At 59.1% G+C, this 15,059-nt stretch carries 19 protein-coding genes; 8 read left to right on the forward strand and 11 right to left on the reverse strand.

The window, feature by feature from the left end:
- Window positions 1–75: 75 nt before the first annotated feature.
- The 4 genes from D8U73_RS12355 to D8U73_RS12370 form a co-directional block, all read right to left on the reverse strand.
- Window positions 76–1,035 carry an AraC family transcriptional regulator gene (locus D8U73_RS12355; RefSeq protein ID WP_056856694.1) on the reverse strand — a complete coding sequence of 320 codons (960 nt, stop codon included), beginning with the start codon at window positions 1,033–1,035 and terminating at the stop codon, window positions 76–78.
- 98 nt (window positions 1,036–1,133) lie between these two features.
- Complete coding sequence (gene catA / locus D8U73_RS12360; protein WP_056856695.1) at window positions 1,134–2,063, reverse strand: catechol 1,2-dioxygenase; 930 nt, start codon at window positions 2,061–2,063, stop codon at window positions 1,134–1,136.
- Between the two features lie 55 nt (window positions 2,064–2,118).
- Window positions 2,119–2,409 (reverse strand): muconolactone Delta-isomerase, encoded by a 291-nt coding sequence (gene catC, locus D8U73_RS12365; protein WP_034150962.1) that lies wholly within the window; start codon window positions 2,407–2,409, stop codon window positions 2,119–2,121.
- Between the two features lie 10 nt (window positions 2,410–2,419).
- Window positions 2,420–3,568: a muconate cycloisomerase family protein gene (locus tag D8U73_RS12370; protein ID WP_177434542.1), complete on the reverse strand. Its 1,149-nt coding sequence runs from the start codon at window positions 3,566–3,568 to the stop codon at window positions 2,420–2,422.
- 127 nt (window positions 3,569–3,695) lie between these two features.
- Between D8U73_RS12370 and D8U73_RS12375 the strand changes: the two genes are divergently transcribed.
- On the forward strand, window positions 3,696–4,580 hold the full coding sequence (locus D8U73_RS12375) for a LysR family transcriptional regulator (RefSeq protein ID WP_056856697.1): 885 nt from the start codon (window positions 3,696–3,698) through the stop codon (window positions 4,578–4,580).
- A 2-nt stretch (window positions 4,581–4,582) separates the two neighbouring features.
- Here the strand turns inward: D8U73_RS12375 and D8U73_RS12380 are convergent, their stop codons facing one another.
- Both D8U73_RS12380 and D8U73_RS12385 read right to left on the reverse strand, forming a co-directional pair.
- Window positions 4,583–4,822: a DUF1652 domain-containing protein gene (locus D8U73_RS12380; protein WP_056856698.1), complete on the reverse strand. Its 240-nt coding sequence runs from the start codon at window positions 4,820–4,822 to the stop codon at window positions 4,583–4,585.
- Window positions 4,823–4,934: 112 nt separating this feature from the next.
- Window positions 4,935–5,834, reverse strand: coding sequence for a polysaccharide deacetylase family protein (locus D8U73_RS12385; RefSeq protein ID WP_130904607.1), 900 nt, complete (start codon window positions 5,832–5,834; stop codon window positions 4,935–4,937).
- 242 nt (window positions 5,835–6,076) lie between these two features.
- Between D8U73_RS12385 and D8U73_RS12390 the strand changes: the two genes are divergently transcribed.
- Together D8U73_RS12390 and D8U73_RS12395 are read left to right on the forward strand one after the other, a co-directional pair.
- Window positions 6,077–6,757 (forward strand): SOS response-associated peptidase family protein, encoded by a 681-nt coding sequence (locus tag D8U73_RS12390; protein WP_130904608.1) that lies wholly within the window; start codon window positions 6,077–6,079, stop codon window positions 6,755–6,757.
- Window positions 6,758–7,015: 258 nt separating this feature from the next.
- A complete protein-coding gene (locus D8U73_RS12395) occupies window positions 7,016–7,288 on the forward strand; it encodes a hypothetical protein (RefSeq protein WP_130904609.1) in 273 nt (90 codons plus the stop codon).
- 106 nt (window positions 7,289–7,394) lie between these two features.
- Here the strand turns inward: D8U73_RS12395 and D8U73_RS29165 are convergent, their stop codons facing one another.
- The 3 genes from D8U73_RS29165 to D8U73_RS12405 all read right to left on the reverse strand — a co-directional run bounded on the left by D8U73_RS29165 (window position 7,395) and on the right by D8U73_RS12405 (window position 8,626).
- On the reverse strand, window positions 7,395–7,550 hold the full coding sequence (locus D8U73_RS29165) for a hypothetical protein (protein WP_177336608.1): 156 nt from the start codon (window positions 7,548–7,550) through the stop codon (window positions 7,395–7,397).
- A gap of 66 nt (window positions 7,551–7,616) precedes the next feature.
- A complete protein-coding gene (locus tag D8U73_RS12400; protein ID WP_177434543.1) occupies window positions 7,617–7,928 on the reverse strand; it encodes an AzlD domain-containing protein in 312 nt (103 codons plus the stop codon).
- Window positions 7,928–8,626 (reverse strand): AzlC family ABC transporter permease, encoded by a 699-nt coding sequence (locus D8U73_RS12405; protein ID WP_130904611.1) that lies wholly within the window; start codon window positions 8,624–8,626, stop codon window positions 7,928–7,930. Before D8U73_RS12405 ends, D8U73_RS12400 begins: the two co-directional genes overlap by 1 nt.
- A 138-nt stretch (window positions 8,627–8,764) precedes the next feature.
- Between D8U73_RS12405 and D8U73_RS12410 the strand changes: the two genes are divergently transcribed.
- The gene (locus D8U73_RS12410; protein WP_056856701.1) at window positions 8,765–9,127 is read left to right on the forward strand and encodes a DUF2784 domain-containing protein; all 363 of its coding nucleotides are present in this window, start codon (window positions 8,765–8,767) and stop codon (window positions 9,125–9,127) included.
- Window positions 9,128–9,209: 82 nt separating this feature from the next.
- Here D8U73_RS12410 and D8U73_RS12415 read toward each other — a convergent pair whose 3' ends face one another.
- Both D8U73_RS12415 and D8U73_RS12420 read right to left on the reverse strand, forming a co-directional pair.
- Entirely contained in the window at window positions 9,210–10,763 is a 1,554-nt protein-coding gene (locus D8U73_RS12415) for a sensor domain-containing diguanylate cyclase (protein WP_056856702.1), read from the reverse strand.
- Between the two features lie 90 nt (window positions 10,764–10,853).
- Window positions 10,854–11,381, reverse strand: coding sequence for a DUF3087 domain-containing protein (locus tag D8U73_RS12420; protein ID WP_130904612.1), 528 nt, complete (start codon window positions 11,379–11,381; stop codon window positions 10,854–10,856).
- Window positions 11,382–11,613: 232 nt separating this feature from the next.
- Between D8U73_RS12420 and ppnN the strand changes: the two genes are divergently transcribed.
- The 4 genes from ppnN (at window position 11,614) to D8U73_RS12440 (ending at window position 14,934) form a co-directional block, all read left to right on the forward strand.
- Window positions 11,614–12,987, forward strand: a complete 1,374-nt coding sequence (ppnN, locus tag D8U73_RS12425) for a nucleotide 5'-monophosphate nucleosidase PpnN (RefSeq protein ID WP_056856704.1) — start codon at window positions 11,614–11,616, stop codon at window positions 12,985–12,987.
- Between the two features lie 260 nt (window positions 12,988–13,247).
- Complete coding sequence (locus tag D8U73_RS12430) at window positions 13,248–13,988, forward strand: response regulator (protein ID WP_130904613.1); 741 nt, start codon at window positions 13,248–13,250, stop codon at window positions 13,986–13,988.
- A gap of 171 nt (window positions 13,989–14,159) precedes the next feature.
- Window positions 14,160–14,537 carry a hypothetical protein gene (locus tag D8U73_RS12435; protein ID WP_130904614.1) on the forward strand — a complete coding sequence of 126 codons (378 nt, stop codon included), beginning with the start codon at window positions 14,160–14,162 and terminating at the stop codon, window positions 14,535–14,537.
- Between the two features lie 172 nt (window positions 14,538–14,709).
- Window positions 14,710–14,934 carry a hypothetical protein gene (locus tag D8U73_RS12440; RefSeq protein ID WP_056856707.1) on the forward strand — a complete coding sequence of 75 codons (225 nt, stop codon included), beginning with the start codon at window positions 14,710–14,712 and terminating at the stop codon, window positions 14,932–14,934.
- The last annotated feature ends 125 nt before the right edge of the window (window positions 14,935–15,059 follow it).

Below are 15,059 nucleotides of genomic sequence, written 5' to 3' on the forward strand. Positions count from 1 at the left end.
GCGTCCCAAAAGCGGACGCGGAGCGTCCAGTGAGGCATTCCCACGCGGGAGCGTGGGAACGATCATACTTAGGCCTTAGTGCCGGCGTTTGAGGGTATCGGAAGGCAATTCACCGAACTGCTTGCGATAGCTGTCGGAGAACCGTCCCAGGTGCAGGAAGCCATAGTCCATCGCCACTTCCGTCACATTGCGCACGTTGCAGGTCGGGTCGCTCAGGCAGGCGTTGATGCGCTCCAGGCGTTTCTGGCGCAGGTAGTTTTTCGGCGTGACGCCGGCATTGCGCTCGAACAGGCCATACAGCGAGCGCAAGCTCATGTGCGCCTGGCGCGCCAGTTCTTCGCTGTCGATGTCGCGCTTGAGGTTACTGGCGATGTAATCGGCAATGGCCTCGAACGTGGCCGTCTGTGAGCCCAGTTCAAGGCGGCAGACGTTGGTTTTCATCAGACTGAGCATCTTGCTGACGATGATCTGTGTGTAATGCTCTTGCACCCTGGGAATCTGCTCGGTGGACTCGGCCTCCTGGCAGATCATTGCCAGCAGGTTGACGAAACCTTCCAGTTCATTGAGCTGATAACGGTTCTCCACAAACCGCACGCCCTGCCCCGGATAGCGCCAGCGCTGCTCGTCGCAGACCGACTCAAACAAGCGGGTCGGAATTTTGAGAATGAATTTTTCGCAATCGGCGGAATACGTCAGGTCGACAGGATCGTCAGGGTTGATCAGCAGCAATTCGCCGGGGGCAAAGTAATGCTCCTGGCCATGTCCACGCCACAGGCAGTTGCCGCGCAGCAGCACTTGCAGGTGATAAATGCTGTCCAGCGCACCGGACGTCACGCGCACACTGGCACCGTAACTGATACGGCACAGGTCGAGGCTGGCGAACTTGCGATGGTCCAGGCTGGCCAGCGGACTGCCAGCACGAGGCATGAGAATGCAATGATTACCGACGTGCTGATTGACGTAGCCCGAGACCGCATAAGGGTCGGCATGGTCGAAGACTCTGCTGCGCTGACTCAACAGTTGAGCTTGCATCATCGGGTCACTCTCGTTGTTGTTATATGTTGCGGTAATCCATTCTAGTACCGAACCCCCTGCAGGAGCGAGCAGGCTTGCTCCTACAGGGGGCGACGCGATCAGTCCTCGAGTGCGCGAACCCGCTCGTGACGCTGTTGCTCTTCAGGCTGGGCAGACGATTGCAGGGTGAAATCGAACTCGATTTCGGCAAAACGACCGCTGACACCGTAGGCCGCCGCACGCTGCTGATCGTCGCTGAAGGTGATCTTGGCGATCAGCTCGTCTCGGGTGGCGTAGGCGAAATCGTCATGCAGGTACTTCTCGCCATCCAGGTTGATCTGGGTGGTCAGGTGGCGATGATCCGGCGCGGAAATGAAGAAGTGCACGTGCGCCGGACGCTGGCCATGACGGCCTAGCTGATCGAGCAATTGCTGGGTTGGACCGTCCGGTGGGCAACCGTAGCCCGACGGCACGATGCTGCGAAAGCGATAGCGGCCATCGGCGTCGGTGACTATGCGGCGACGCAGGTTGAATTCCGATTGGGTCGGGTCGAAGTACGAGTAGGTGCCACCGGTATTGGCGTGCCAGACGTCCACCACGGCACCGGCCAGCGGTTCGCCCGCCGTGTTGAACACGCGGCCTTGCATGAACAGGGTCACACCCGGATCGACGCCGTCATCCAGACGCGCTTCGCCTTGCGACAACGGTGCACCCGCCACGTACAGCGGGCCTTCGATGGTGCGCGGCGTGCCGCCGGATTTACCGGCCTGCTCGTCTTCGGCGTCCATCAACAGATCGAGGTAGTGTTCCAGGCCAAGCCCGGCCACCACCAGCCCGGCCTCTTGACGAGCACCCAGCACGTTCAGGTAATTGACCGCTTTCCAGAATTCTTCCGGGGTCACAGCGAGGTCTTCGATGATGTTTACCGAGTCACGCAGGATGCGGTAGATCAGCGCTTTGGTCCGTGGATTACCGGCATCGTTGTGCAGGCCGCTGGCCTCTTCGAGAAATTTCTGGACTTCGGCAGTGTGGGAGATCTTGACGTTCATTTTTGCAGGTTCCTCATCTTGTAATTATTAGGGTAGCGCGCTGAACAGGCTGGGCTCAGCGGTCATCGTCACGAATGGAAGAAGGATGCCGGCACATCGCGTCGATTTCGATGGCCATGTACGGGAACAGCGGCAGTTGCATCAGCAGGTCGTGCAGTTCCTGAACGCTGTCGACATCGAATACGCTGTAATTGGCATAGTGCCCGGCGATGCGCCACAGGTGACGCCACTTGCCTTGATCTTGCAGGCGCAGCGCCAGGGCTTTCTCGTCAGCCTTCAATTTGGCCGCTGCTTCGGGGTTCATGTCGACCGGCAGGTTCACGGTCATTTTTACGTGGAACAGCATAATGCTCTCCTCAGGCTTGATGAATGGCGGTGGAGGTCTTGTCGCGGCGGAAATACGCCAGGCGTTCTTCATCCAGGCTCAGGCCCAGACCCGGGGTGTTCGGCACGTGGAGTTCGAAATCGCGGTAGACCAGCGGTTCGCTGAGAATGTCTTCAGTCAACAGCAACGGACCGAACAGTTCAGTGTCCCACGCCAGTTTGTTCAAGGTGACGAAGGCGTGGGCCGACGCCATGGTGCCCAAACCACCTTCAAGCATGGTGCCGCCGTACAAGGCAATTCCCGCCGCTTCGGCGATAGAGGCAGTGCGCAATACGGCGCGCGGGCCACCATTCTTGGCGATCTTCAGGGCGAACACCGAAGCCGCGCCTTCGCGAGCCAGGTTGAACGCATCTTCCACGCACTCGATGGACTCGTCGGCCATGATCGGCGCCGGGCTCATGGCATTCAGGCGCGCCATGCCGGCACGGTTGTTGCGCGAGATCGGTTGTTCGATCAGGTCGATGCCATTGGTCCCCAGAATGCGGCAGGCACGCAACGCAACGGCTTCGTCCCACGCCTGATTGACGTCGACCCGCACACTGGCGCGGTCGCCCAGGGCTTTTTTGATAGCGATTACGTGGGCCAGATCGCGGTTGACCTCACCGGCGCCGATCTTCAGTTTGAAGATGCGGTGGCGGCGCAGATCGAGCATTTTTTCCGCTTCGGCGATGTCTTTTTCGGTGTCGCCACTGGCCAGGGTCCAGGCCACCGGCAGCGCATCACGCACACGGCCACCGAGCAATTCACTGACCGGCAGCCCCAGGCGTTTACCCTGGGCATCGAGCAATGCGGTTTCAATCCCGGATTTAGCGAAGGTGTTGCCACGGATGCTGCGCTCCAGGCGCAACATGACGGCGTTGACGTTGCCGCTGTCCTGGCCGATCAACAACGGTGCGAAGTGTTTGTCGATGTTGGTCTTGATGCTGTCCGGGCTTTCGTTGCCGTAGGCCAGACCACCGATGGTGGTGGATTCGCCGATGCCTTCGATGCCGTCGGCGCAACGTACACGAATGATCACCAGGGTCTGGTTCTGCATGGTGTGCATCGCCAGCTTGTGCGGGCGGATGGTCGGCAGATCGACGATGATCGTCTCGATCGATTCAATGGCGGTTGCTAGCATTTCAATACCCGTCAGGTTCTTGGAGTTCTGGAATCGATTCTCGTACGGCTTTTTTCTGGTTGCCAATATAGAATTGGTCTGACTTGATACCTTATAGGTATGCGAACAACTGACACCGGGAGGCTTCATGGAACTGCGGCACCTGCGCTATTTCCAGGTCTTGGCGCAAACCCTCAACTTCACCCGTGCCGCCGAACTGCTGCACATCGCCCAGCCACCGCTGAGCCGGCAGATCCAGCAGCTGGAAGATGAACTGGGGGTGATCCTGCTTGAACGCGGCCGCCCGTTGAAGCTGACCGACGCCGGGCGTTTTTTCCATGAGCACAGCAGCGCCCTGCTCGAGCAACTGAACAAGATTTGCGACAACACCCGTCGCATCGGACTGGGGGAAAAAACCTGGCTGGGCATTGGTTTCGCGCCGTCTACGCTCTACGGCGTGCTCCCGGAACTGATCCGCCGTTTGCGCAGTGGAGAGCCGCTGGAGCTGGAGTTGGGGCTTTCGGAAATGACCACCCTGCAACAGGTGCAAGCCCTCAAATCCGGACGCATCGACATCGGCTTCGGGCGCATCCGCATCGACGACCCGGCCATCGTACAGACTGTGCTGACCGAGGATCGCCTGGTGGCCGCCCTGCCCGCCGGGCATCCATTGCTGGCTGGCCCCATCAGCCTGCGCGACCTGGCCCGGGAACCCTTCGTGCTTTACCCCGGCAACCCGCGCCCCAGCTATGCCGATCACGTCATTGCGTTGTTCGAGTCCTACGGGGTCAGCATCCACGTGGCGCAATGGACCAACGAGCTGCAAACGGCGATCGGTCTGGTGGGGGCCGGGATCGGGGTCACGCTGGTGCCGGCCTCGGTGCAATTGCTGCACCGCGACGACATCGGATTCACGCCATTACTGGAAGACAACGCAACCTCGCCGATCATTCTCAGTCGGCGGGTGGGTGATGTGTCGCCCGGGTTGAGCCATTGCTTGCGGATGATTGACGAACTGCTGCCGCGAAGCTGAACTCAGCCGGCAAACGCCCGGCGCCCGGCGCTCATCTCGGTTCGCAACTCGCCAATCAGGTCGGAGATGGCGCGCACGCTGGTCAGTTGCTCGGTCGAAACGCCGTCGATCAGCAACTTGACGTCCCCGGAAATGGGTTCGAAAACCTCGATGCGCAACAATCCCAGGGTTTCCGTGCACTCGCAGGTCAGCGGTTCGAAACCGGACTCGACTATGTTGCAAAGTACTGAAATAGGAACCATGGCCGGTGCCTCGGCGACAGTTGAGTGGGTTGGATCCGTCTGAGCATAGATCGGCTTTGCCCGTTTTGCGCCAGCGAAAAGCGTTAAATACCTCTCACTTTGAACAAATTCTTCAATGAGGATTGTCCTTCCAGATCCAGTTCCAGACACCCGGCAGTTCAACCGGCTGCGCACTGTCGCGCAACGTACGCGCCATCGCCGCTCGTTGCAGCGCCGCTGTGTCGTCGTAGAACGGCTGGCTTGCGGTCCTGACGCCAGTCGCCCGGGCGCTGTCGAGCAAAATCTGCAGGTATTCACGGGTATGCCGGGCGGTGTAGCGATTGAGGTCATGGAAGGTCACCACGACCGGAATCACCCCGTCCACCACTGGCAGTTCACCACGGGCGATGCGCTCGCGTACTTCAGACATTGAACGCAGCATGTGCGAGCGGCGCCGCGGGCTGGCATTGAAGCCCCAGATCTTGCCGTCATTGGCGCTCAGGTCGGTCAGCAACACATGCAAGCCGTGCTGCTGGTAGGCAGCGAAAGTGCGCTTGTCGTAACTCCAGAATGGCGGGCGAACCAGCGTGGGAGGCGTACCACTGATTGCGGCGATATCAGCACTGCCATCGGTGAGCGCTTGATCCAGTTCCTGCGCATCCAGAGAGCGATGATTGGTATGCGATGGCGTGGCGGTGTGGAAGGCCAGGATGTGCCCGGCATCGCGTTCGCGGTGCATGATTGCACGGCCGATCTCGCTGCCGCCCGCCCTTGATGCCCGGGTCTGCACGAAGAACACCGCCTTGATGCCCGGTTGCAGCGGATTGACTGCCAGACTGTCGAGCACGGCTTCAGTGGGGTTCCAGAAGCTCGATGCGGAAGGACCGTCATCGAAGGTCAGCAGGAAACGAATCGGTGGTTGCGCACGCAGCCGCTGTTCGGTTTGCGCGGTCATTTCGATGGGAGCCGCGATACAGCCCAGCAGACTGACGGCCATCGTGCATGTCATGAGTAGCTTGAACCAGTGTTTCATGTTTTGCCTTTGGCCAGACCCGTGCGGTCAACACGTCAAACGGCAAAATTCCTTCGCCCGTTCATCCATCTTCGGCCCGCAGGATACTGCGGGCCGAAGTTGGATAAGGGTACACAGTGTTTGGTTCCGGGGCTCGTTTACTGTGCCAGCGTACTTCGCCAAAAAGCCTCGCTCCTGGAAGTTTTGTCCCAAACCAGGCAATGAGGCGGCTAAGCTGAATTCTCCTGCCGGAGGATTCAACGATGTGCGGACGCTTGTCGCAATACCGGGGCATTCACGATTTCGTGGCGGTGCTGAGCATTCCCGACGCGCTGATCAATCACGTCGGCGATCAGCCTCTGGCGCGCTACAACGCGGCGCCCACCACCCAATTGGCGCTGCTGCATCGGGAGGATGACGGCCTGCATGCCGATTCACAGCGCTGGGGTTGGCGCCCGCACTGGGCCAAAGATCGGGCCGCGCCGATCAATGCGCGGGTCGAGAAAGTCGCCCACGGCCCGTTCTTCCGGGCGATCTGGCCACACCGCGCAATCTGCCCGGTCGACAACTGGTTCGAATGGGTCGATGCCGGGGATGGCACGCGGCAGCCCTGGCTGATTCGACGACGTGATGGAGGACCGATCTTCTGTGCAGCCATCGGTCAATTCCCGGTGGGCGACGCAGCACCCAGAGATGACGACGGCTTTGTCATCATTACCGCCGACAGCGCCGGCGGCATGCTCGATATCCATGACCGTCGGCCGGTGGTGTTTTCGGCAGAACTGGCGCAGGAGTGGCTGGACCCGGCCACACCTCGGGAGCGCGCGGAGCAAATGGTACTTCTGCAAGGTGAACCCAGTGACGTATTCAACTGGCACAAGGTCGACAAAGCGGTTGGCAATACCAGAAACCAGGGCTCGGATTTAATCGCTGAAGTGACCTGAGCCTGTCAATAACAACAATGATGCATGCATAAACGTTAGTTATTACGGAAAATACAGATGCAAGTTGCATCTTGACTGTTTCTATTAACTAATATCGCAGTTGGCGTATTACCGCTGGTCTGACCAGAGCGTCGCTTTGCATACATTTTTTGTCGCTACCGCTACTATCCGCGCCGTATTTCCAGCTACGCCATCAGCTGACCAGAGAGTCAGCCCTTAAGGAAATCCCCTTACACTCAAGCCTTGCAGAGAACTAAATTGCGCGACGATTTTACAAATAATCATGTCGTGGGTCTGGCGTGTGTTTATCTTACAAAGACAGAACACTACCAACTCGACTGTTTTATCGGGCAATACATACAGACCCGTAACTTGCGTTCAATTCCCAATATCAACGAGGTCCTGAGTTCAACCCTCAAGAGCTACCCGGGCAAGCACCCGGTGATGGTTAACGAACTGAACGCCTGGATCGACAAGACATTGGGTTTTCGGGCCGCTCATCCCGACTTCGTGCCGTCGGACGACGCCTGATTCCCGCGCTTGCAACCTTCGTATTAGCAGAGACTCAGTGAGTCTCTTTCATTTCGTGCCGTCCCTGTAGAGCAGCTTGCAGCAGCTCTACAGGGACGTATTTCGGTCAGGGTTTCAACGGGATTTCGATATCGCGATCCGACAGTTCGCGACTGTCGTCATGCTTCCAGGTCTTTTCCGATTTTCTCTGTTGCTCAAGCTCCTCTTCTGTCGGCTCATCCATGTCGTCGTCCGGGTCCGGACGCTTGGGGTCGTTCGCCATGTTCACCTCTCTTCCTGAAGGGATTGTTCGTCAGTTTTAAGCGTAGAACACATTCCTTTGCCCGGTTCACAGCCACCAGCGCAGCAAAAAGAAGAAGCCCATGCTCAACAACATGCTGAGCAAAGTGTTGCGGGTGTAGAGCACCAGGCCGATCGCCACCAATGAGCTGATCAGGTACGGGTTGTCCCATTGCAGGTTCAGTTGCTTCTCGGGCATGAACACAATCGGCCCACAGATGGCGGTCAACATCCCGGGCACGGCGAAGCCCAGAAACTGCCGGGCATTACTGCTCAGGCGCACCGGCAGCCGCGGTTCGAGAAACACGTAACGATTGAGAAACACCAGCACGCCCATGCCGATGATCACTGCCCAGACCATCATGTGCGTGCTCCCTGAAACTTGTTGCAGATAAACCCGGCGGTCATGCCCGCCAGTCCCGACAGCACCAATGCCGAGCCCCATTGCCAATAGCTGAACAGCACCGAGCAGAACAGCGAAACAGCCACGCAGACCACGGTCGGCACATTGCGCACCACCGGGGTGATCAACGCAATGAACGTGGCCGCGATGGAGAAATCCAGCCCTATGTGTTCCAGACCGGGAATGCTGCTGCCCAAGACAATGCCGGCAAGGGTGAAGAGGTTCCAGGCAATGTAGAACGTCAGGCCGACACCCAAGGCGTACCAGCGGTCGAACTGCTGTTTGTCGTGCTGGCTGGTCAAGGCAAACAATTCGTCGGTGAGCAGGAACCCCAAGCCCACTCGCCAGCGACCCGGCAAGGGCGAAATCACCGAGCGCATGCTCATCCCGTACAGCAAATGCTGGGAAGTCAGCAACAGCGTGGTCAGCAGGATGGAAAAGACCCCGGCACCGCCCTTGAGCATGCCGATGGCCACCAGTTGCGCGGCGCCGGCAAATACGATGCTCGACAGCCCCTGCCCTTGCAGGGGCGTGAGATTGGCTTCGATGGCCATGGAGCCAGCCAACAAACCCCAGGGCGCGGTGGCCAGGGACAACGGCATGATCGCTGCGGCGCCGCGAAGAAACGCACTGCGCGGCAAGTGTGATTTGGACATAACGCTCTGTAACCAGAAGAAAAGACATGCGACTTTGCCAGCAGTCGCGGCCGATGGCTCGAACAATCTTGCGCATTGCTAAGAACCTGTTGCGCCCGAGTACCATAGAGCGATTGCCTGACACCTTCGAGAGTCGACATGCATTACCGAATCGCCGCCGATGGATTGGTGCTGTTTCACCTGGCGTTCATTGTGTTCGTCTTGTTCGGCGGGTTGTTGCTGCTCAAGTGGCGCCGTCTGATCTGGTGGCACCTGCCTTGCGTCGCGTGGGGTATCGCGGTGGAGTTGTTCCACCTGCCCTGCCCGTTGACGCGCTGGGAAAACCTGATGCGCCACGCCGCCGGGCAAAGCGGTTATGGCGCCGGTTTCATCGAGCATTATGTGTGGCCGCTGATTTATCCGAGCGGCCTGACCCCGGCGATTCAACTGGGGCTGGCGGGTCTGGTACTGCTGGTCAACGTGCTGGTCTATAGTCAGGTGATCAAACGGCGTTTCGCTTGAAAGAGCTTCACCGAAGCCACCGTGCCTGGTGGCGGTGGCGGTGGCGGTGGCGAGCAAGCGCAGACAGCGTCAGGTCCGGACTTCAATTGGCGATGACGCTCATGTTGCGGCCGCTGGCCTTGGCCACATACAAGGCCTTGTCGGCAGCACCGATCAAGTCATCGGTAGCGCTTTGGGAAACCGCGTCGTAGCCACAGACTCCGACACTGACCGTCACCACGCCTTCAGGGCTCTCACTGTGCTCCAGGCCGCTGGCAAGCACCGCGCCACGGATTTTCTCCGCCAGCAGAAATGCCCCGACGTAATCGGTCCCGGGCAACACCACGGCAAACTCTTCACCACCGAAACGCGCCGCCAGATCACCGGGGCGCTTGATGGTATCGACGATGATCGCACTGATCTTGCGCAAGCACTCGTCGCCGGCCAAGTGACCGTAGCGATCATTGAAAGCCTTGAAATAATCGACATCGATCATCAGCAGCGCGAGCCCGGTCTGGTTGCGTCGGGCACGCCCGGCTTCGGCCTGAATGAACAGATCGAACTGACGCCGGTTGGCCAGCCCGGTGAGCGCGTCTTCCAGCGCCAACAGTTCCAGGTTGCGATTGACCTCCAGCAACTTGTCCTGAGCGCCAAGCAGTTCGGCCTGGATGCGATTTTGCTGTTTCATCAACTTGATCAGGCGATAACCCAGCACTCCCAGAAATGCCAGCAGCAACGAGACGATGGCGGCACTGAGCAGCGACTCCTTGCGCCAGCTGGTCAACACTTCGTCTTTGTTCAACGCGGTAAAGACAATCAGCGGATAACCTTCGACCCGACGATAGCCCGTCACTCGCTCGACGCCGTCGATGACCGATGTAATTGTCGCCGTTCCCGAACTGCTGACGGGCAGCAGTTGGGTGAACAGCGGACTCTTGCTCAGACTGGTACCGATGTCTGCGTCATGGAACGGTCTGCGCACGATAATGCTGGCATCGTCGGCGATCAGGCTGATCACACCGTTGCTGCCGATGTCGATGCTGTCGTACAGCTGCAGGAAGTGACTGAGATAAATGGTTGCCAGCGCTACGCCGGCGAAGCTGCCGTCAGGATGGTTGATCCGCCGCGACACGGTCAGGATCCATTCACCGCTGGAACGGCTCTTGATCGATGGGCCGATGTGTGGGCCGCGATCGGGATGGTCGCGATGGTAAATGAAGTATTCACGGTCGGAATTGTTGGCCACGCCCACTTCCGCGCCGTTTGAGTTGGCAATCCATTGCCCGGTTTCGTCATACACGAACAGGCCGTGAATCTGACTCAGTTCACTGCGTTGGGCACTGAGCAGGCGCTGCAAGCGACTGATCCGGCCGGCATCGAAACCATCATTTTCGAGGCGATCGACCAAGGTAAACAGCAGCGTATCCGCCTGTTTGATCGTCGAACGCGCCTGCGAGGCCAGGGTCTGCGCAAGGTTGGACATCGCCACTTCCTTGTCGCGCAGATGGTACTGGCGAGAGCTCCAGGCCTCCCAGATGACAATCACCACCATCGACAGGCACACCGCAACCAGCAGCGTTACCGCGGAGCGAATCTTCAGTCGGGCAATTCCAGGCCGGCTGTTTTCGATACGATCGTAAATGGACGGATGCCCCATGCCGCTCGCTCCTTGATTATTGGAAATACCGAGGCTTCCTGCTCGATGTCTTCCCACTATGCCTTCCCCGGGATAGCCACACCATCGGGGTTAGCCTGATGTTCGCTTGACTGCCTCCAGCCACGCCGGATCCAGGCGCGGCTGCTCGGGATCAATGCCCAGCACTTGCATCCGCGCCGCGTGTTGCTGCATCTCCCGATTCAATGCGCCATGGTCGCTGGAATTGCCGTCCAGCTCGTGCATCTGGCTCAAGCCCAGATGATAGAACCGTAGCAGTTTCATAGCCGTCGGATCGCCCGCCTCCACGGCGGCTGTGACGTGGTGCATGACATTGGTGACGCTCATCAAGCTGCGCTTGAGCTGCCAACTATAGACCGCGGGCGCCATCCACTCCTGGGTCCAGAACACTTTGCGCATCAGTGCCGCCATCAGCAACACCGCGGCAAACACACCGCCGATGTTGAACCGCAGGTTGTCGCCGCCAGTTTCGCCGAACAACGCCACCGCCGCCGTCGAGAGCACCATCGCCAGCGCCACGAAGACTACGGCGATGATCAACGTGCTGCGCCGTGTCTGTTGACGGTAGGTTTGGGCGTCCATCGGCTGGATTTCGAACATGGCGTCGGGATTCCTTTTCTTCGGTGGTAAAAAGATTCTGCGTCAAAAAGACTGCGGGGCATTATCGCCTCTGCGAGGGATTTAGCTATGCTGGGGCTCCTTTTCATCTTTTCATCGTCAAACGGGGACATGGCGAGACCACGAAGTTCGTGCCATCTTCTTTCATGGATACACACTATTCGGATGCCATTCGTTGTTTCTGTGGGAATGACATCGTTTTAAGGATCATTGAATGACCCAACGACAAGTAATCAACGCCTCGGTCAGCCCGAAAGGCAGCCTGGAAACACTCTCCCAGCGGGAAGTCCAGCAACTGAGCGAAGCCGGATCCGGCAGTACCTACAACATCTTCCGCCAATGCGCCCTGGCCATCCTCAACACCGGCGCCCACGTCGACAACGCCAAGACCATCCTCGAAGCCTACAAGGACTTCGAAATCCGCATTCACCAACAGGACCGCGGCGTGCGCCTGGAATTGCTGAACGCCCCCGCCGATGCTTTCGTCGACGGCGAAATGATCGCCAGCACCCGTGAAATGCTGTTCAGCGCCTTGCGCGACATCGTCTACACCGAAAACGAACTCGACAGCCAACGCATCGACCTGAGCACCTCCCAGGGTATCAGCGACTACGTCTTCCACCTGCTGCGCAACGCCCGCACCCTGCGCCCCGGCGTCGAGCCGAAGATCGTGGTGTGCTGGGGCGGCCACTCGATCAACACCGAAGAATACAAATACACCAAGAAAGTCGGCCATGAACTGGGCCTGCGCAGCCTCGACGTCTGCACCGGTTGTGGCCCTGGCGTGATGAAAGGCCCGATGAAAGGCGCCACCATCGCCCACGCGAAACAGCGTATCCATGGCGGTCGTTACCTTGGCCTGACCGAACCGGGGATCATCGCCGCCGAGGCGCCGAACCCGATCGTCAACGAACTGGTGATCCTGCCAGACATCGAAAAACGCCTGGAAGCCTTCGTCCGCGTCGGCCACGGCATCATCATCTTCCCGGGCGGTGCCGGTACGGCGGAAGAATTTCTCTACCTGCTCGGCATCCTGATGCATCCGGACAACGCAGGCCTGCCCTTCCCGGTCATCCTCACCGGCCCCAAACACGCCGCACCGTACCTGGAGCAACTCGACGCCTTCGTCGGCGCCACCCTCGGTGAGGACGCCAAGCAGCATTATCAGATCATCATCGATGACCCGGCAGAAGTCGCCCGGCAGATGACCCTGGGCCTCAAAGCGGTCAAGCAGTTCCGCCGCGAGCGCAACGACGCGTTCCACTTCAACTGGTTGCTGAAAATCGACGAAGGCTTCCAGCGACCGTTCGACCCAACCCACGAAAACATGGCCAACCTCAAACTGAGCCGCGACCTGCCAGCCCACGAACTGGCCGCCAACCTGCGCCGCGCGTTCTCAGGCATCGTCGCCGGCAACGTCAAGGACAAGGGCATTCGCCTGATCGAACAACACGGCCCCTACCAGATCCGCGGTGACGCCGCGATCATGCAGCCGCTGGACCTGCTGCTCAAAGCCTTCGTTGCCCAACACCGGATGAAACTCCCGGGTGGCGCGGCTTATGTGCCGTGTTATCGCGTGGTTGCCTGACGGTCAAGCAATAGACACAAGCCGAAGCCTTGGCTTCGGCTTGTTGTCTTTGTGGCCACAGAACGCCTGAATGCAATGCCGGGTCGGCCACTCCTCCTGTAGGAGCAAGGCTTGCCCGCGATGACGTAGTATCAGTCGACATCACTGTGGGTTGTCCCACCGTCATCGCGGGCAAGCCTTGCTCCTACAAGGGCGATACGGCAAAAAGGTTCACCGTTGCCCAAAAATGCACAACCGACGAAGAACAAGAGAATCGATTCATGGACCACGTCAACCACATCCTGATCGTTGATGATGACCGCGAAATTCGCGAACTGGTGGGCAACTACCTGAAAAAGAACGGCCTGCGCACCACCATGGTCGCCGACGGCCGGCACATGCGCAGCTTCCTCGAAACCAATCAGGTCGACCTGATCGTCCTCGATATCATGCTGCCCGGCGATGACGGCCTGGTCCTGTGCCGCGAACTGCGCTCAGGCAAACACAAAGCCACGCCCATCCTGATGCTCACTGCGCGCAATGACGAGACCGACCGCATACTCGGCCTGGAAATGGGCGCCGACGACTACCTGACCAAACCCTTCGCCGCCCGGGAACTGCTGGCCCGGATCAACGCTGTACTGCGCCGCACCCGGATGCTGCCACCCAACCTATTAGTCACTGAAACCGGCCGCCTGCTCAGTTTCGGCCGCTGGCGCCTGGATACCACCGCCCGTCACCTGTTGGATGAAGACGATACCCTGGTCGCCCTCAGTGGCGCCGAGTACCGATTGCTTCGCGTGTTCCTCGACCACCCGCAACGGGTGCTGAGCCGAGATCAACTGCTCAACCTGACCCAGGGCCGCGATGCCGACCTGTTCGACCGTTCCATCGACTTGCTGGTCAGCCGCTTGCGCCAGCGACTCAAGGACGATTCACGGGAGTCGACCTACATCAAGACGGTACGCAGCGAGGGCTATGTTTTTTCCTACCCGGTGGAAATGCTCGATGCGCAGGTATAAGCGTTAACCGAAGGTTTTGTATCCGTTTGTATAAGATACTTCCCGGGATACGTAAAAGCCGATTTCGAGCGTTTCAGGCACACATCAGCGATACACCCCGGCGTTTAACTGTGAACACCAGATAGCACGAGCTACTGACCCCCTCACACTTAAGCGCACGGAGAATTACCCATGATCAACTTCTCGAAAGTTTCGTCCCTGGCACTCGGCCTCGCATTGGTGGGCGGTCTTGGCCTGTCGAACCTGGCATCGGCGAATACGTCGAATACCGTTTCCCACAGCCAGATCCAGTCGCTACTGGCAGAAGGCGGTTCGGACCGGTTGCAACAAAATCGCGTGGCCGAAGGGGGTTCTGACCGGCTGATCCAGAACCGCGTGGCCGAAGGTGGCTCTGATCGCCTGATCCAGAACCGCGTGGCCGAAGGGGGTGCCGATCGCCTGCAAGAACTGCGCGAACGCGTCGCCTCGATCCCGAGCAACGCCGTGCGCGGTGGCGTAATCGTCGCCGAAAATCGCGCCGAGTTCGGCTCCAAGTATCAGCGCTACTGATCGCGACTGACCTGACAACACAGTCCCTGTGGGAGCTAGCGCCCACAGGGCTGCCGCATCATCGCCGAAAGATCATTGTTCTCGATAACGACTATGCGTCAGGGTGTTTTCTCATCGCGATGCTCCAGCACTACAGTGGCCACATCTTCTCCCCACCCTCTGGAGCAACACCATGAAAAGCATCATCGGTCTTGGATTCGCCCTCTCGGTTCTCGGCGCTACTTCCGCCATCGCCGCCCCACACGCGACTGCGCCAGCCGTTGCAGCAGCCAAAGTCAGCCAACCGGCCACGCTGAACGTGAACACCGTCGGCGTTGACCAGAAAGACAACCAGGCGAGCAAACTCTACGTCGCCGAAAACCGTCCCGAGTTCGGCTCCAAATATCAGCGTTATTGATCAACGGCCTTGGGCTGCTTGAAACAGGAAACCCCGCCAAACAAGCGGGGTTTCTTCATTTGTGGTGTGTGGTGTGTGGTGTGTGGTGTGTGGTGTGTGGTGTGTGGTGTGTGGTGTGTGGTGTG

The sequence above is a fragment of the Pseudomonas sp. Sample_22 genome, from assembly GCF_004307635.1.
Taxonomy (GTDB): domain Bacteria; phylum Pseudomonadota; class Gammaproteobacteria; order Pseudomonadales; family Pseudomonadaceae; genus Aquipseudomonas.

Coding starts and splice junctions, on each gene's coding strand:
- D8U73_RS12355 (WP_056856694.1), bottom strand. CDS start 1,035: ATGATGCAAGCTCAACTGTTGAGTCAGCGCAGCAGAGTCTTCGACCAT.
- catA (WP_056856695.1), bottom strand. CDS start 2,063: ATGAACGTCAAGATCTCCCACACTGCCGAAGTCCAGAAATTTCTCGAA.
- catC (WP_034150962.1), bottom strand. CDS start 2,409: ATGCTGTTCCACGTAAAAATGACCGTGAACCTGCCGGTCGACATGAAC.
- D8U73_RS12370 (WP_177434542.1), bottom strand. CDS start 3,568: ATGCTAGCAACCGCCATTGAATCGATCGAGACGATCATCGTCGATCTG.
- D8U73_RS12375 (WP_056856697.1), top strand. CDS start 3,696: ATGGAACTGCGGCACCTGCGCTATTTCCAGGTCTTGGCGCAAACCCTC.
- D8U73_RS12380 (WP_056856698.1), bottom strand. CDS start 4,822: ATGGTTCCTATTTCAGTACTTTGCAACATAGTCGAGTCCGGTTTCGAA.
- D8U73_RS12385 (WP_130904607.1), bottom strand. CDS start 5,834: ATGAAACACTGGTTCAAGCTACTCATGACATGCACGATGGCCGTCAGT.
- D8U73_RS12390 (WP_130904608.1), top strand. CDS start 6,077: ATGTGCGGACGCTTGTCGCAATACCGGGGCATTCACGATTTCGTGGCG.
- D8U73_RS29165 (WP_177336608.1), bottom strand. CDS start 7,550: ATGGCGAACGACCCCAAGCGTCCGGACCCGGACGACGACATGGATGAG.
- D8U73_RS12400 (WP_177434543.1), bottom strand. CDS start 7,928: ATGGTCTGGGCAGTGATCATCGGCATGGGCGTGCTGGTGTTTCTCAAT.
- D8U73_RS12405 (WP_130904611.1), bottom strand. CDS start 8,626: ATGTCCAAATCACACTTGCCGCGCAGTGCGTTTCTTCGCGGCGCCGCA.
- D8U73_RS12410 (WP_056856701.1), top strand. CDS start 8,765: ATGCATTACCGAATCGCCGCCGATGGATTGGTGCTGTTTCACCTGGCG.
- D8U73_RS12415 (WP_056856702.1), bottom strand. CDS start 10,763: ATGGGGCATCCGTCCATTTACGATCGTATCGAAAACAGCCGGCCTGGA.
- D8U73_RS12420 (WP_130904612.1), bottom strand. CDS start 11,381: ATGTTCGAAATCCAGCCGATGGACGCCCAAACCTACCGTCAACAGACA.
- ppnN (WP_056856704.1), top strand. CDS start 11,614: ATGACCCAACGACAAGTAATCAACGCCTCGGTCAGCCCGAAAGGCAGC.
- D8U73_RS12430 (WP_130904613.1), top strand. CDS start 13,248: ATGGACCACGTCAACCACATCCTGATCGTTGATGATGACCGCGAAATT.
- D8U73_RS12435 (WP_130904614.1), top strand. CDS start 14,160: ATGATCAACTTCTCGAAAGTTTCGTCCCTGGCACTCGGCCTCGCATTG.
- D8U73_RS12440 (WP_056856707.1), top strand. CDS start 14,710: ATGAAAAGCATCATCGGTCTTGGATTCGCCCTCTCGGTTCTCGGCGCT.